This is a genomic window from Burkholderia sp. JPY481, from assembly GCF_038900515.1.
In the GTDB taxonomy this organism is placed as follows: domain Bacteria; phylum Pseudomonadota; class Gammaproteobacteria; order Burkholderiales; family Burkholderiaceae; genus Paraburkholderia; species Paraburkholderia youngii.
The window spans coordinates 26,821-42,071 of record NZ_JAYMRT010000013.1; the positions used below are offsets into that span (position 1 = coordinate 26,821).

Annotated in this window: 14 protein-coding genes; 7 read left to right on the top strand and 7 right to left on the bottom strand. The window is 64.4% G+C overall.

Features of this window, described 5'->3' with window-relative positions; translation table 11 throughout:
- The first annotated feature begins 70 nt into the window (after positions 1-70).
- The 3 genes from ftsZ (at position 71) to lpxC (ending at position 3,246) form a co-directional block, all read left to right on the top strand.
- Positions 71-1,273: a cell division protein FtsZ gene (gene ftsZ, locus VSR82_RS26630; protein ID WP_013090606.1), complete on the top strand. Its 1,203-nt coding sequence runs from the start codon at positions 71-73 to the stop codon at positions 1,271-1,273.
- Positions 1,274-1,537: 264 nt separating this feature from the next.
- A complete protein-coding gene (locus VSR82_RS26635; RefSeq protein WP_013090605.1) occupies positions 1,538-2,041 on the top strand; it encodes a peroxiredoxin in 504 nt (167 codons plus the stop codon).
- 287 nt (positions 2,042-2,328) lie between these two features.
- Positions 2,329-3,246 (top strand): UDP-3-O-acyl-N-acetylglucosamine deacetylase, encoded by a 918-nt coding sequence (lpxC, locus tag VSR82_RS26640; RefSeq protein WP_429457843.1) that lies wholly within the window; start codon positions 2,329-2,331, stop codon positions 3,244-3,246.
- Positions 3,247-3,309: 63 nt separating this feature from the next.
- On the opposite strand, the gene VSR82_RS26645 is transcribed toward lpxC, so the two are convergent.
- Positions 3,310-3,792, bottom strand: a complete 483-nt coding sequence (locus VSR82_RS26645) for a DciA family protein (protein WP_410848653.1) — start codon at positions 3,790-3,792, stop codon at positions 3,310-3,312.
- A 284-nt stretch (positions 3,793-4,076) separates the two neighbouring features.
- Here VSR82_RS26645 and secA point away from each other — a divergent pair, with 284 nt between their 5' ends.
- The 4 genes from secA (at position 4,077) to VSR82_RS26665 (ending at position 9,642) form a co-directional block, all read left to right on the top strand.
- Positions 4,077-6,896, top strand: a complete 2,820-nt coding sequence (gene secA / locus VSR82_RS26650) for a preprotein translocase subunit SecA (RefSeq protein ID WP_368586814.1) — start codon at positions 4,077-4,079, stop codon at positions 6,894-6,896.
- A gap of 154 nt (positions 6,897-7,050) precedes the next feature.
- Positions 7,051-8,292: a bifunctional glutamate N-acetyltransferase/amino-acid acetyltransferase ArgJ gene (gene argJ / locus VSR82_RS26655; protein WP_429457846.1), complete on the top strand. Its 1,242-nt coding sequence runs from the start codon at positions 7,051-7,053 to the stop codon at positions 8,290-8,292.
- A gap of 37 nt (positions 8,293-8,329) precedes the next feature.
- Positions 8,330-9,199, top strand: coding sequence for an ATP-binding protein (locus VSR82_RS26660; protein ID WP_410848651.1), 870 nt, complete (start codon positions 8,330-8,332; stop codon positions 9,197-9,199).
- Complete coding sequence (locus VSR82_RS26665) at positions 9,196-9,642, top strand: NUDIX domain-containing protein (protein WP_498858234.1); 447 nt, start codon at positions 9,196-9,198, stop codon at positions 9,640-9,642. The genes VSR82_RS26660 and VSR82_RS26665 overlap by 4 nt, the downstream gene beginning before the upstream one ends.
- A gap of 90 nt (positions 9,643-9,732) precedes the next feature.
- On the opposite strand, the gene yacG is transcribed toward VSR82_RS26665, so the two are convergent.
- From yacG to VSR82_RS26695, 6 genes are all read right to left on the bottom strand, one after another.
- Entirely contained in the window at positions 9,733-9,936 is a 204-nt protein-coding gene (gene yacG / locus VSR82_RS26670; RefSeq protein ID WP_368586810.1) for a DNA gyrase inhibitor YacG, read from the bottom strand.
- A 123-nt stretch (positions 9,937-10,059) separates the two neighbouring features.
- Positions 10,060-10,815: a cell division protein ZapD gene (gene zapD / locus VSR82_RS26675; protein ID WP_008921182.1), complete on the bottom strand. Its 756-nt coding sequence runs from the start codon at positions 10,813-10,815 to the stop codon at positions 10,060-10,062.
- Positions 10,816-11,072: 257 nt separating this feature from the next.
- Positions 11,073-11,687, bottom strand: coding sequence for a dephospho-CoA kinase (gene coaE, locus VSR82_RS26680; protein ID WP_498858235.1), 615 nt, complete (start codon positions 11,685-11,687; stop codon positions 11,073-11,075).
- A 3-nt stretch (positions 11,688-11,690) separates the two neighbouring features.
- Positions 11,691-12,632 carry a prepilin peptidase gene (locus VSR82_RS26685; protein ID WP_429457850.1) on the bottom strand — a complete coding sequence of 314 codons (942 nt, stop codon included), beginning with the start codon at positions 12,630-12,632 and terminating at the stop codon, positions 11,691-11,693.
- A gap of 27 nt (positions 12,633-12,659) precedes the next feature.
- Complete coding sequence (locus VSR82_RS26690) at positions 12,660-13,898, bottom strand: type II secretion system F family protein (RefSeq protein ID WP_429457852.1); 1,239 nt, start codon at positions 13,896-13,898, stop codon at positions 12,660-12,662.
- Complete coding sequence (locus VSR82_RS26695) at positions 13,895-15,151, bottom strand: GspE/PulE family protein (protein ID WP_429457854.1); 1,257 nt, start codon at positions 15,149-15,151, stop codon at positions 13,895-13,897. The genes VSR82_RS26690 and VSR82_RS26695 overlap by 4 nt, the downstream gene beginning before the upstream one ends.
- Positions 15,152-15,251: the final 100 nt, after the last annotated feature.

A 15,251-nucleotide genomic window follows, 5' to 3' on the forward strand; every position in this document is an offset into this window, starting at 1 on the left:
ACAGGAGGTTGCCCGATCTCCTGCCGGATAACGCCGAGTGGCAGTAACTTTTTATCTTGACGGAGGCAACATGGAATTCCAGATGCTGGAAACCGAAACGAGCGGCACCATCATCAAGGTCGTCGGAGTCGGTGGCGCTGGCGGCAATGCCGTTCAGCACATGATCAACAAAGGCGTGCAAGGCGTCGACTTCATCGTGATGAACACGGACGCGCAGGCGCTGTCGCGTTCGCGCGCAACCGCGGTGATCCAGCTCGGCAACACGGGTCTGGGCGCAGGAGCCAAGCCGGAAATGGGCCGCGCCGCCGCTGAAGAAGCACGCGAGCGCATCGCCGACGCACTGCGCGGCGCGCACATGGTGTTCATCACCGCCGGCATGGGTGGCGGCACGGGCACGGGCGCGGCACCGGTCGTCGCGCAGATCGCGAAGGAAATGGGCATTCTGACCGTCGGCGTCGTCAGCAAGCCGTTCGAATTCGAAGGCGGCAAGCGGATGCGCGTGGCGGAAGCCGGTTCGCAACAACTGGAGGATCACGTCGACTCGCTGATCGTCGTGCTGAACGACAAGCTGTTCGAGGTGATGGGCGACGACGCCGAGATGGACAAGTGCTTCCAGTGCGCTGACGACGTTCTGAACAACGCGGTTGCGGGCATTGCGGAAATCATCAACGTCGACGGTCTCGTCAACGTCGACTTCGAAGACGTGAAGACCGTGATGGGCGAGCAGGGCAAGGCGATGATGGGCACGGCGACGGTTGCCGGTGTCGATCGCGCGCGTCTCGCGGCCGAGCAGGCCGTCGCGAGCCCGCTGCTGGAAGGCGTCGATCTGTCGGGCGCGCGTGGCGTGCTGGTCAACATCACGTCGAGCCGTTCGCTGCGTCTGTCGGAAACGCGCGAAGTGATGAACACGATCAAGAGCTATGCCGCGGAAGATGCGACGGTGATCTTCGGCGCCGTGTACGACGATGCAATGGGCGACGCGCTGCGCGTGACGGTCGTGGCAACGGGTCTCGGCCGCGCGGCGAAGAAGCAGCAATCGGCACCGATGACGCTGCTGCGCACCGGCACCGACAACCAGCCGGTCGGCGCGATGGCGCACGCAGCGTACGCACCGGCGGCAGGCCATGCCAGCACGGCCGACTACGGCGCGCTCGACACGCCGGCGGTGTGGCGCACGTCGCGCGACACGGCGGCCTCGCACGTGCAGGCGCTGCAGGAAAAGGGCGTCGATACGTACGACATTCCTGCATTCCTGCGCAAGCAGGCGGACTGAGCGCACGGGCAGGCTTCGTTGCCGCGCTGCGACTGAGGTCGCAAGTGCAGCGCTGGCGGACGAACGCACGAGCGTGGCGGGTGAACGGCAAGCAGGTCGCGTATCGTCTGGTTCGCGGCAGGGGCAACTGCCCTCTGCGGATTCGCGAGGCGGACGAAGTGACTGCCGCCGCACGGTGTGGCTTATAGTTGAAAAGGCCGAACCGATATTCACTGCGACACGAGGACGTGCGAGCGTGCTTCGCATCGATGCAAAGGACTGAGCATGATCAAGGAAGGTGAAAAGCTGCCCGACGCGACGCTCTTCGAGTATGTCGAAGACGACCGGGCGGGCTGCACGATCGGACCGAACAGTTTCGACGTGCGCGAGCAGACGGCGGGCAAACGCGTGGTGATCTTCGGATTGCCTGGCGCGTTCACGCCGACCTGTTCGGCCAAACATGTACCGGGCTATGTCGAGCATGCCGAGCAGTTGCGCGCTGCCGGCATCGACGAAATCTGGTGCGTGTCCGTCAACGACGCGTTCGTCATGGGCGCGTGGGGACGCGATCAGCACACCTCGGGCAAGGTGCGCATGATGGCGGACGGCAGTGCGGCTTTTACACGGGCGCTTGGTCTGGAGCAGGATCTGTCGGCGCGCGGCATGGGGATTCGTTCCCTGCGCTACGCGATGGTGGTCGACGACGGCGTGGTCAAGACGCTGAACGTCGAGGCCGCCGGCAAATTCGAAGTCAGCGATGCAGCGAGTATTCTCGCTACGTTGAGCTAGTTGCTGACGTCGCACCTTCGCCGCGACCCGCGCGCTGATGCCGCGTGGCGCGACGGCAACGGTGATTACGACGCTTTTGTGACAGGCCGTTACGCGGGCCGATGACCGGAAACGCCTCCGTTCCGGGGCATCGGCCCGTCACGCTTTCCGTCGCTAAGCCCAATGGGTAATGCAGCGAAACAGATTGTCACGTTCCCCGCAAAGACGCTGGTCTGGGGATTGGAGTATAATTGCGGCTATGGAATAAAAAATCCTGATTAGGATTTTCAATCGAATAGAAGACCACCATGTTGAAGCAGCGCACAATCAAATCGATCGTCAAGACTGTCGGTATCGGATTGCACTCCGGCCGTAAAGTCAATCTGACGCTCCGTCCGGCGGGGCCGGACACTGGCATCGTGTTTTCGCGCGTGGATTTGCCCACGCCGGTGGACATTCCTGCGTCGGCGATGGCGATTGGCGATACGCGTCTGGCTTCCGTGTTGCAGAAAGACGGCGCGCGCGTGTCGACCATCGAGCATCTGATGTCCGCCTGCGCCGGTCTTGGCATCGACAATCTTTACGTCGACGTCACCGCCGAAGAAATCCCGATCATGGACGGCAGCGCGGGTTCGTTCGTGTTCCTGATCCAGTCGGCGGGTATCGAAGAGCAGAACGCAGCGAAGAAATTCATCAAGGTCACGAAGCCGATCGAAATCCGCGACGGCGACAAGTTCGCGCGCCTCGATCCGTATTTCGGCTTCAAGCTCAAGTTCACGATCGACTTCCGTCACCCCGCCGTGGACAAAACCGGTCAGGCGCTGGAAGTGGATTTCGCCAACACGTCGTACGTGCGCGAAATCGCGCGCGCCCGCACGTTCGGCTTCGCGCATGAAGTGGAAATGATGCGTGAGCTCGGCCTCGCGCGCGGCGGCAGCATGGACAACGCGATTGTGCTCGACGAGTACCGCATCCTGAACAACGACGGCCTTCGTTACGACGACGAGTTCGTCAAGCACAAGATGCTCGACGCGATCGGCGACCTGTACGTGATCGGTCACCCACTGCTCGCGTCGTACACCGCGTACAAGTCCGGCCACGGCCTGAACAATGCATTGCTGCGCGAGTTGCTCGCGCACGAAGACTCGTACGAAATCGTCACCTTCGACGACACGCGAAAGGCCCCGCGCGGCTTCGCGTACGAAACGCAGACGGCGTTCGCATAAAGCCGGCGTGACAGGCAGGCAGATGAAAAACGGCCCCTCGGGGCCGTTTTTTTCGCTCAGCGTTCAGCGATTGCGCCGATGCCGCGCGGCCATGCGCGCGAGCGCTTCCTGCAACGGCGACGGCTCGAGCGATTCGCTCAACGCCTGCAGCGCGGCGGCGCCAGCCGGCGTCATGCGCGCCTGCTTGACGGGCGGCGGTTCTTTAAGCGGCTGCGGCCGCACGCGAATCTTCAGCGCCTGCACGGGCCAGCCGCGCTGCTGCAAATCCACCAGCAGCCGCGGCTCCAGATGCCGCAGACGCGCCGCGAGCGCGTTGTGCGCGGCGAATAGCGCCAGCACGCCCTCCTTGATGAAGCTGGGCTCGACACTCGTCGCCAGATAATCGGGCAAAAGCTCGCGCAGATCCTTCTCGAGCGCGGCGATCTGCTCGACGCCCGCGCGCAACGCCGCGAACGCGTCCGTGCGGCCGAGAACCTCGGCGAGCGGTTGCGGGCGGCGCAGATCGAACTGCTTCGGCGGCCTTGAAAAGGACGAAAAACGGCTCATGTTTGGCATTGACACGTGAACTCGCCCCATGCGCGCTCACGCCGCGATTGTACCGCGCGGGCAGCTTGCGATGCCGGTCCGCGCGGCGCTGAAGGTTGCCTGGCGGGGCCGAACAGAGCCGGCGCCGTCACGGCTCCGACACGAGCGCAGCCGGAGGCGCGTGCTAAAATGCCCGATTCGAATTCACTCTTGGACTAAGCCGCCGAGGACTTTCCGACCCAGGCGCGGTATGCATGTAGCGCACACCGCGAGCCAGCCGAAGCCGCGACGCAGACACCGATCCGATGACCACCGGTTTTCTACAGAAGATTTTTGGCAGCCGTAATCAGCGGCTGGTCAAGCAATATCAAAAGACCGTCGCGGCGATCAATGCGCTCGAGCCGCAGATCGAGCAATTGACGGATGACCAACTGCGCGCCAAAACGGGTGAATTCCGCCAGCGCGTCGCGAGCGGCGAATCGCTCGACAAGATCCTGCCGGAGGCGTTCGCGGTCTGCCGCGAGGCCAGCAAGCGGGTGCTGAAGATGCGCCACTTCGACGTGCAGCTGATCGGCGGTATGGCGCTGCACTACGGCAAGATCAGCGAAATGCGCACCGGCGAGGGCAAGACGCTCGTCGCGACGCTGCCGGTCTACCTGAACGCGCTGTCGGGCCGCGGCGTCCACGTGGTCACGGTCAACGACTACCTCGCGCAGCGCGACGCCGAGTGGATGGCGCGTCTCTATAACTTCCTCGGTCTGTCGGTCGGTATCAACCTGTCGCAGATGGAGCACACGGCGAAGCAGCAAGCCTACGCCGCCGACATCACCTACGGCACCAACAACGAATTCGGCTTCGACTACCTGCGCGACAACATGGTCTACGAGACCGACGCGCGCGTGCAGCGGAGCCTGAACTTCGCGGTCGTCGACGAGGTGGACTCAATCCTGATCGACGAAGCGCGTACGCCGCTGATCATCTCCGGCCAGGCCGAAGACCACACCGAACTCTACGTGCGCATGAACGCACTGCCGCCGCTGCTCGAGCGCCAGATCGGCGAAGAGAAGGCGGACGGCACCGGCGTCGAGAAGCCTGGCGACTACACGCTGGACGAAAAAGGCCGTCAGGTGTTCCTGACCGAGTCTGGCCACGAAAAGGCGGAGCGGCTGCTCTCCGAGTGGGGTCTGATCGGTGAGGGCGAAAGCCTGTACGCGCCACAGAACATCACGCTGATGCACCACGTGTACGCGGCGCTGCGCGCGCATACGCTGTTCTTCAAGGATCAGCACTACGTCGTGCAGAACGGCGAAGTGATCATCGTCGACGAATTCACCGGCCGTCTGATGGCCGGCCGCCGGTGGTCGGACGGTCTGCACCAGGCGGTCGAGGCGAAGGAGCACGTGAAGATCCAGAGCGAGAACCAGACGCTCGCGTCGATCACGTTCCAGAACTATTTCCGCATGTACGCGAAGCTGGCCGGCATGACCGGCACGGCCGACACCGAAGCGTACGAATTCAACGAGATCTACGGTCTCGAAACGGTCGTGATCCCGACCAACCGTCCGCCGAAGCGGATCGACAAGCAGGATCAGATCTACAAGACCGCGAAGGAACGCTACGACGCGGTGATCCGCGACATCCGCGAGTGCTACGAACGCGGGCAGCCGGTGCTGGTCGGCACGACGTCGATCGAGAACTCGGAACTGCTGTCGCATCTGCTGAAGCAGGCCGGCTTGCCGCACGAAGTGCTGAACGCGAAGCAGCACGCGCGCGAAGCGGCGATCGTCGCCGAAGCGGGTCGTCCGCAACGCATCACGATCGCGACCAACATGGCCGGCCGTGGTACGGACATCGTGCTCGGCGGCAACGCGGAGAAGCAGGCGTCGTTCATCGAGCAGGACGAAACGCTCTCCGACGACGAAAAGCAACGCCGCATCCAGAAGCTGCACGACGAATGGCAGACGCTGCACGATCAGGTGAAGGCTGCGGGCGGTCTGCACATCATCGGCACCGAACGTCATGAGTCGCGCCGGATCGATAACCAGCTGCGCGGCCGTGCTGGCCGTCAGGGTGACCCGGGTTCGTCGCGCTTCTATCTGTCGCTGGAAGATCCGCTGCTGCGCATTTTCGCGGGCGACCGCGTGCGCGCGATCATGGACCGTCTGAAGATGCCGGAAGGCGAGGCGATCGAAGCAGGCATCGTGTCGCGTTCGATCGAATCGGCGCAACGCAAGGTCGAGGCGCGCAACTTCGATATTCGTAAGCAATTGCTCGAATATGACGACGTGTCGAACGACCAGCGCAAGGTGATCTACCAGCAGCGCAACGAACTGCTCGAAGCGAACGACATCACCGAGACCATCACCGCGATGCGTCACGGCGTGGTGGGCGACATCGTGCATCAATTCGTGCCGGTGGGCAGTATCGAAGAACAGTGGGACGTGCCCGAGCTCGAAGAAGTGCTGCGCAACGAATGGCAGCTCGACCTCGCGATCCAGGAAATGATCAACGAGTCGAACTCGATCAGCGCGGAAGAGATTCTCGAAGCTGTCGAGGCCGCCGCGGACGAGGGGTACGAAGCGAAGGTCCAGCTGGTCGGCCGTGAATCGTTCAGCGCGTTCGAGCGCTCGATCATGCTGCAGACGCTCGACCGCGCATGGCGCGAGCATCTGGCCGCGCTCGACCATCTGCGTCAGGGCATCCATCTGCGCGGCTATGCGCAGAAGAACCCGAAGCAGGAATACAAGCGCGAGGCGTTCGAACTGTTCGCCGCGATGCTCGACGCGGTGAAGCTCGAAGTCACGCGCATCGTGATGAACGTGCAGATCCAGTCGCCGGAGCAGCTCGAAGCGGCCGCGGAGCAGATGGAAGAGCAGGGCGGTCATCTGGAGAACGTCGAGTTCCGTCATGCCGAGTTCGCGGAAGCCGGCGCCGCCGCGCCGGTTGCAGCCGAAGCGGCCACCGCCGCGATGATCGGCGACGCAATGAGCCATGGTCATGGCCACGGCGCGGTGCCGCAGACCCTGAACGTGAATACCGACAACGTGCCGAAAGTCGGCCGCAACGACCCGTGTCCGTGCGGTAGCGGCAAGAAGTACAAGCAGTGCCACGGCAAGATCGCATAATTGCCGACGCGGCGCGCTTCAGGGCGCGCCGCGTCGCTTTTGAGCGCCGCTTGTCCGTTTTGATTTCGCGGGTGACCCGGCAACACGCCCGGGTCATCAGTTCCGTTTCCCCGATGCCGGCGTCCGCCGGCATTTTCTTCGACAGGTCGCGACCATGGCTGTCAACTTTCCCTCGATCGATCCCGCTCAACTCCACCCCGTCGCCGGCGTCACGCTAGGCTGGGCGGAAGCGAATATCCGCAAGCCGAACCGCAAGGACGTGCTCGTCATTTCCGTCGACGAAGGCGCGACGGTCGGCGGCGTGTTCACGCAGAACCGCTTCTGCGCGGCGCCCGTCACGGTCTGCCGCGAGAACCTGCAGCGCGTGCGCGCGGGCGGCAAGCCGATTCGCGCGCTGGTGATCAACACCGGCAACGCGAACGCGGGCACCGGTGAGCAGGGCCTCGCGGCGACGCGCGAAACCTGCGCGGAACTCGCGCGTCTCGCCGACATCCTGCCCGAGCAGGTGCTGCCGTTCTCGACGGGCGTGATCCTCGAACCGCTGCCGGTCGATCGTCTGAAGGCCGGTTTGCCGGCCGCGCTCGCGAATCGCAAGGAAGCAAACTGGTACGACGCGGCGCAGTCGATCATGACGACCGACACGCTGCCGAAGGCGAGCTCGCGCCAGGTCACGATCGACGGCCACACGGTAACGCTGACCGGCATCAGCAAGGGCGCCGGCATGATCAAGCCGAACATGGCGACTATGCTCGGCTTCCTCGCGTTCGACGCAGCCGTCGCGCAGCCCGTGCTCGACGAACTCGTGAAGCACGTCGCGGACCGCTCGTTCAACTGCATTACGATCGATGGCGATACGTCGACCAACGATTCGTTCATCCTGATCGCGTCGGGCAAATCAAGCCTGCCGGCGATCACGTCCACCGATTCGCCCGCTTATGCAGCGCTGCGCGACGCGGTGACCGAGGTCGCGCAGAGCCTCGCGCAACTGATCGTGCGCGATGGTGAAGGCGCGACCAAGTTCATGACCGTGCATGTCGAAGGCGGCTCGAGCGTCGGCGAATGCCGCCAGATCGCCTACGCGATCGGCCATTCGCCGCTCGTCAAGACGGCCTTCTATGCATCGGACCCGAACCTCGGCCGCATTCTCGCGGCGATCGGCTATGCCGGCGTGGACGATCTCGACGTCGGCAAGATCGATCTGTATCTCGACGACGTGCTGGTCGCGACTGCCGGCGGCCGCAACCCGGCGTACCGCGAAGAAGACGGCCAGCGCGTGATGAAAAAGAGCGAGATCGGCATTCGCGTCGTGCTCGGCCGCGGCAATGCGCAAGCCACGATCTGGACCTGCGATCTGTCGCACGACTACGTGAGCATCAACGCCGACTACCGCTCGTAATCAGGTTCAAAGCGCGGCCGCGGGCCGCCTACTTACCATGGACAAACTCGAACAGTTTCTGACCCGGGCCGAAGCCGTGCTCGGCCGCCTGGAAGCGATGCTTCCGCCCGCCGCGCCGGACATCGACTGGTCGGCCGCAGTCGCCTTTCGCTGGCGCAAGCGCCAGGGGCGCGGCTACTTGCAGCCGGTGCCCGCCATTTCGTCGATCACGCTCGACGACCTGCAGAACATCGATCGGCAGAAGGGGCTGATCGAACAGAACACGCGCCAGTTCGTGCGCATGCAGCCGGCCAACAACGTGCTGCTGACGGGCGCGCGGGGCACCGGCAAGTCGTCGCTGATCAAGGCGTGTCTGAACGCTTACGCGAAAGACGGCCTGCGTCTGATCGAAGTGGACAAGGACGATCTGCACGACCTCGGCGACATTGTCGATGTGATCGCGAAGCGCCCGGAGCGCTTCATCGTCTTCTGCGACGACCTGTCGTTCGAAGAAGGCGAGTCGGGCTACAAGGCGCTGAAAGTCGCGCTCGACGGCTCGGTCGCCGCGCAGTCCGACAACGTGCTGATCTACGCGACGTCGAACCGCCGCCATCTGCTGCCCGAGTACATGAGCGACAACGAAACGTACAAGCACACGTCGGACGGCGAGATTCATCCGGGTGAACTGGTCGAAGAGAAGATTTCGCTGTCGGAGCGTTTCGGGCTGTGGGTCAGCTTCTATCCGTTCAAACAGGACGACTATCTGACGATCATCGCGCACTGGCTGCGTCATTTCGGTTGCGACGACGCCGAGATCGAATCGGCGCGCGGCGATGCGCTCGTGTGGGCGCTCGAACGCGGCTCGCGCTCGGGGCGGGTCGCATGGCAATTCGCGCGCGACTGGTCTGGCCGTAAGACGCCGGCATGAGCGACGCTGGCAAAAACGCGGGCAATAGCGCCGGCACTAACGGCGCCGGCCGGCCCGTCACCGAGGTCGCGGTCGGCGTGCTGGTGCAGCCTGACGGGCGCTATCTGCTCGCGCAGCGTCCGGCGGGCAAGCCGTACGAGGGCTACTGGGAGTTTCCGGGCGGCAAGCTGGAGGCGGGTGAGTCAGTCGAGGCCGCGCTTGCGCGCGAGCTGCACGAGGAGCTGGGAATCGAGGTCGAAGCGAGCCATCTGTGGCACACGCTCGAACACGATTATCCGCACGCCTATGTGCGCCTGTTCTTCTGCAAGGTGACGCAGTGGTCGGGCGAGCCCCACGGGCGTGAAGGCCAGGCCTTCGTGTGGCTGAGCTTGCCTGCGGATGTCTCGCCGTTGTTACCGGCCACAATCCCGGTGCTGGAGTGGCTGGCGGCCGAGAACAAGTGATCGGTTGAAACAGAGTGGCTGAAAAGGCCACGCGATAGCGTGGCGCTGTCTCGGCAGCGTCGCGATTCGCGTGGCCTTTTACTGGCTCGCTCAGTGCGGGTTGTAGTCGCCGCGCGGCGTTTCCTCTTCGGACGAAGACCCTTCCTGTTCGTTGCCGCCAATCCGGTATTTTTCGGCGGCCCATGCGCCGAGATCAATCTGCTTGCAGCGCTCGGAGCAGAAAGGACGGAAGCGGCTCTCGGGGATCCAGCGGACATCTTTACCGCAGGTAGGACATTTGACGACGGTAGGCATACGGTCGGACGGTCAATCGCAAACGGAACAAGTAACGAATATAGGGCTATTTCGCGCCACTTCAAAGGCGCGTTCGGTCAAATCCGGGGTGCGCTGCCCGATGCGGCGGCGATTATCAGGCGATTACAGGCTGCAGAGCGTGAGCTGGAACGGCACGTCGACGTCGACCGCACGCGGCCGCAGATCGCCGTCCTGCACCGTGAAACGCACCCACAGCATGTACTTGTTGGCGCTCGCTTCGGGAATCACGCGCAATTCGGGCGCGACGCGAACCTGCATCAATTGATACGAGCGGCCCGACAGCATTTGCTGATAGCTGCCTTGCATCGCCATCACCTTCGACGCCTGGCCCGACTCGCGCGCGAGCCGCAGCACGATCGTGGCCGCGTCGCGCAGCGGCAAAAGCGGCGTGACCCACTTGGCGATGTCCTGGCGACGCTGATCGGGATGCAACTGTTGCCACGCGTAATACGAGGGCAGGTCGAATTTGCAGGTGCCACCGGGGATGATTGCGCGGCTGCGAATGCTCGCGAGCCATTCGTTGTCTGCAAGATGCTGGCCGGTCTTGCCTTGCATCTGCGTGAGCCCCGCAAGTGTCTGCTCGATTTCGCCGAGCACCGCTTCGAGCGCGTTCTGCTCGATGCCCGGATTGCCGCGAAACGGCGCGAGCGTTTGCCGCTGCCGTTCGAGCTCTTTCATCAGATCCGACTTCAGATCTGCGCGGCCAGCTACTTCGGAGATTTCGAACAGCGTTGTCAGTGCGACGTGATGTTCCCGCGCATCTTCCTGAGTCAGAAAGAACGTGAAGCGCTCGAACAGATCTTCGAGCCGCAACAGCGTCCGGATTCGCTCATTGAAGGGGTACTCGTAAAGGATCAAGCGGGCTCGCCTCGGGCGTGGTCGGTGACAGGAATGCAAAACATTCTAATGCCGTGGGACTACCCAGGCAATCACGCACGCTTTCCGCGTGCTTTCGCAACTTTTTTGTCAGTTCCCGGTGTTCTGAGCGCTTCGGCTCTCGCATGCGCGCAAAGTTCAATTGTGCCCTGACGACGCGTGCCGAAGATGCGTATCCGCCTCACGGGGCACCATGCGCTTGATGCGTGCAAGCGAGGCCGACCTGAGAGCTCCGCGCGCTACGACTCGGCCTCACCCTTCGCGAGCGACAGATACGCTTGATGGTGAGCGTCCACCTGCGCCTCGAGTTCCAGGAGCGGCGCATTGTCATTGACGATCACGTCGTCGGCGGCGGCGAGGCGCGCTTCGCGCGTGGCCTGGCGCGCGATGATCGCGAGCACCTGCTCACGGCTGAAGCCGTTGCGGCTTATCACCCGCGCGATTTGCGTGTCGACGCTGCAATCGACGGTGAGCACGCGATTCACACGGTTCTTCCAGGTGCCGGACTCGACCAGCAACGGCACCACGACGATCACATACGGCCCTTGCGCTTCGCGCTCTTCGCGCTCGGTTTCCGCGCGAATCAGCGGATGCGTGATGCCTTCCAGACGTTTGCGCGCGGTGTCGTCGCTGAACACGAGCGTGCGCATGCGCGCGCGATCGAGCGAGCCGTCGGCGGCGACGAACTCAGTGCCGAATTCGGCGGCGATGTGCGGCATCGCCAATCCATGCGGCGCGGTGATGCGATGCGCGATCACGTCGGTATCGACGAGCGGCGCGCCGCGCGCGGCAAACAGATTGGCAACCGTCGACTTGCCGCTACCGATGCCGCCGGTGAGTCCCACAACGAACATGCTTCAGCCTCCCAAAGCCAGGTAAAGCGGCGTGCCGGCAAACAGCGTGAGCGCACCGCCCGCCGCGAGAAATGGCCCAAACGGCAGCGGCTCTTCGAAGCGCATACGGCCGCGCCACGTCGCCGCGAGGCCGATCACGGCGCCGGCCACCGCGGCGACCAGCACGATTTGCGGCAGTGCGGGCCAGCCGAGCCACGCGCCGAGCGCCGCGAGCAGTTTGAAGTCGCCATAGCCCATGCCTTCGATACCGCGCACGAGCCTGAACGCCCAATGCACGGCCCATAACACCAGATATCCGAACATAGCCCCGAGGACCGCATCATGCAGGTTCGTGAACATGCCGTTGAAATTGACGATCAGGCCGGCCCACAACAGCGGCAAGGTCAAGGAATCGGGCAGCAGATGCGTGTCGATATCGATCGCGCTCATCACAAGCAACGTTGCGCACAGGCCGAACGCGGCGAGTGCCATCAAGGTCGGGCCGAACGCCATCAATGCGCCTGCGGCGAAAGCTGCACTCGCGATTTCGAGCAGCGGATAACGTGCGCTGATGTGCGTGCCGCATGCGGAACAGCGGCCGCGTAACAGCAGGTAGCTCAACACCGGCAAGTTTTCCCACGCGCTCAGTACGTGGCCGCAATGCGGGCACGCGCTACGCGGCACCCACAGGTTGTAGCGCTCGGGCAGTCCGTCGCCGGGCCGCGGCTCGTCGGTGGCCTCGCTGATTTCGGCGCGCCAGGCACGCTCGAGCATGATCGGCAGCCGATGCACGACCACGTTCAGGAAGCTGCCGATCACGAGGCCGAGCACGATCGCGAACGCGATCTGCACCCCGGCGGGCAGACTCGCGAGCGCGAGGCCGATATCGCCTGCAAAGCGGCCTGGCAGTAAGCCCGCGAGCAAGCTGGAGGAAGTCTGTGACACGAGCGGTAGAGGAGCCTGCATGGTCATGAAGTGGATTCGGCTGCGATGCTACACCACGTTGCCGAGTTGAATAATGGGAAGATACATCGCGATTACGAGGCCGCCGACCAGCGTGCCGAGCACGACGATCACGAGCGGTTCGCACAGGCTCGACAGCGTACCGATGCGGTCGTCCACCTGGCGATCCGCGAGCGACGCGACATCGAGCAGCATGCTGTCGAGCGCGCCAGATTCCTCGGCGACCGCAACGGGCTGCACGACCTCGCCAGGAAAGCAGCGGGCCGCGCGCATCGCCGCGGCGAGCCGTTCGCCGCGCCGCAGTCTGATGGCGATGCTTGCCGTTGCGCGATCGAAGAAGGCATTGCCGGTCGCCTGGGTGAGCGAATCGAACGCGTCGGCGAGCGGTGTGCCGGCGGACAGCAAAGTGCCGAGCGCGCGACTCCAGCGCGCTGCGCACAGCGTGCGCAGCAGCGGGCCGGCCACCGGCAGGTTGAGCGACAGGCGAGCGAAGCGGATGCGCGCGCTGGTCGATCGACGCAGCACGAACGAGATGGCCGAGCTCATTGCGAGCATCAGCGCGAACAGCGGCACACTCCAGCGCGCGGCACCCGCCGAAAGTGCCAGCACGAACTGCGTCGGCGCGGGCAGCCTGGCGCCGAAGCCATCGAAGATCTGCTTGAACGTCGGCACGACCCACACCAGCAACGCGGCGGTTATCGCGATCGCGAGCAGCAGGATCGCGACTGGATAGGTGAGAGCCGCGCGCACCTTTGCACGCTGTGCGGCGGCGCGTTCGCGATCGTCGGCGAGGCGGGCGAGCACGGTGACGAGCGCGCCCGCCGCTTCACCCACCTCGACGAGTTGGCAATACAGCGCATTGAACTGCGCCGGATGCCGCTGCAGGGCCGCCGAAAACCGCAGGCCGGCAGTGATATCTCGCGCGACCGTACCGACGATCCGCGGCATGCCTTGCCGCTGACCCGACGCCGGCGTCTGCGCGAGCAGTTCGAGCGCGGGCGCGAGCGGCAAGCCGGCACGCAGCAGACTGGACAGTTGTCGCGTGAATAGCGTGACATCGGCCGCGCTGGTCTTTGGGCGTGGCGCCGGCCCTTGCGTTGCGAGCTCGACGATAAAGAGGTTGTCGCGTTTGAGCAGCGTGCGCGCGGCGCTCGCGTCGGGCGCGATGAGCGTGCCGCTATGACGCGTGCCGTCCGCGTCGACGCCGCGCCACCTGAAGCGCAGATCGGCTGAGACGGACCCTGTCGGTGACAGCGCGGGGATACTCATGCGACCTCCGTGGCGGCGAGCGCTTCGGCGAGACTGGTGGTGCCGTCGCGCACGCGCGCTAGCGCCGCGTCGCGTAACGTCGCGACCTGTTCGGTGTGCGCGAGGCGGCCCAGCTCGTGCGCGCCCGCGCTTGTGACGATCAGCTCGCGCATCGCGTCGGAAACGGGCATCACCTGATGTATGCCGACGCGCCCCCGGTAGCCGATGCCATGGCAAGCCGCGCAGCCGGTCCCCGCATACGGTTGCCAGCCGTCCAGCTCGTGTTCGCCGAAGCCCGCCGCGTGGAGCGCGGCCGCGGAATGGGGCGCAGGTGCTCGACACTCGACGCACAGTCGCCGCACCAGCCGCTGCGCGGTCACCATCCGCAGCGCGGCGGCAAGGTTGTACGGCTCGACACCGATATCGATGAGGCGCGCGATGGCTGCGGGGGCGTCGTTGGTATGCAGCGTGGACAGCACGAGGTGGCCGGTTTGGGCGGCCTTCACGGCGACGTCGGCGGTTTCGTTGTCGCGGATTTCGCCGACCATGATCACGTCAGGGTCCTGACGCAGGAACGCGCGCAGTGCGACCGCGAACGTAAGCCCGGCTTTTTCGCGCACGCTGACCTGGTTGATGCCGGCCAGCTGAATCTCGGCCGGATCTTCCACCGAGCAGAGGTTGCGTGCCTCGCCGTTCAGCAGATTCAGGAAGCAGTACAGCGAAAGCGTCTTGCCGCTGCCCGTTGGTCCGGTGACGAGCATCAGACCGTGCGGCGCGCGGATCGCGGCATCGACGGCCACGCGCTGCCGCGGATCGAGGCCGAGCGAATCGAGTGATAAATCTGCGGGTAGCGCGTCGAGCCGTCGTAGTACCAGCTTTTCGCCGAACAGCGTCGGCAGTGAATTGACTCGGTAATCCTCGAGTCGCCCTGGCGACGTCGCGAGGCGTAGCCGGCCGTCTTGCGGCACGCGTCGCTCGGCGATGTCCATGCGCGCGAGCACCTTGACACGCGTGACGAACGCATCGCGCAGATGCGCGGGCGGCCGCGGGATTTCATGCAGTACGCCGTCGATACGCAGGCGCACACGCCAGCCGTGCTCGGCCGGCTCGATGTGGATATCCGACGCATTGCGCCGCGTCGCTTCGTGCAACGTGTCGGTCAACAGACGCACGGCCGGGGCATTGTCCGGATCGTTCAGATTCGTTGCGCTGGATTCGCCGTCGGCAGCGAGTGGGCGCCGCAATGCCGCGGTGGTGGCGAAGGGTGTTTGCATAAGAGACCGGTGATGAGCCGCCTGTAGAACATGACGGCTTCATCTTCCGGATGAGAGCGTCCGAGTGCCATTCGGCCATTCGGCTAATGGCGCGCGTCGC

Coding starts and splice junctions, on each gene's coding strand:
- ftsZ (WP_013090606.1), top strand. CDS start 71: ATGGAATTCCAGATGCTGGAAACCGAAACGAGCGGCACCATCATCAAG.
- VSR82_RS26635 (WP_013090605.1), top strand. CDS start 1,538: ATGATCAAGGAAGGTGAAAAGCTGCCCGACGCGACGCTCTTCGAGTAT.
- lpxC (WP_429457843.1), top strand. CDS start 2,329: ATGTTGAAGCAGCGCACAATCAAATCGATCGTCAAGACTGTCGGTATC.
- VSR82_RS26645 (WP_410848653.1), bottom strand. CDS start 3,792: ATGAGCCGTTTTTCGTCCTTTTCAAGGCCGCCGAAGCAGTTCGATCTG.
- secA (WP_368586814.1), top strand. CDS start 4,077: ATGACCACCGGTTTTCTACAGAAGATTTTTGGCAGCCGTAATCAGCGG.
- argJ (WP_429457846.1), top strand. CDS start 7,051: ATGGCTGTCAACTTTCCCTCGATCGATCCCGCTCAACTCCACCCCGTC.
- VSR82_RS26660 (WP_410848651.1), top strand. CDS start 8,330: ATGGACAAACTCGAACAGTTTCTGACCCGGGCCGAAGCCGTGCTCGGC.
- VSR82_RS26665 (WP_498858234.1), top strand. CDS start 9,196: ATGAGCGACGCTGGCAAAAACGCGGGCAATAGCGCCGGCACTAACGGC.
- yacG (WP_368586810.1), bottom strand. CDS start 9,936: ATGCCTACCGTCGTCAAATGTCCTACCTGCGGTAAAGATGTCCGCTGG.
- coaE (WP_498858235.1), bottom strand. CDS start 11,687: ATGTTCGTTGTGGGACTCACCGGCGGCATCGGTAGCGGCAAGTCGACG.
- VSR82_RS26685 (WP_429457850.1), bottom strand. CDS start 12,632: ATGCAGGCTCCTCTACCGCTCGTGTCACAGACTTCCTCCAGCTTGCTC.
- VSR82_RS26690 (WP_429457852.1), bottom strand. CDS start 13,898: ATGAGTATCCCCGCGCTGTCACCGACAGGGTCCGTCTCAGCCGATCTG.
- VSR82_RS26695 (WP_429457854.1), bottom strand. CDS start 15,151: ATGCAAACACCCTTCGCCACCACCGCGGCATTGCGGCGCCCACTCGCT.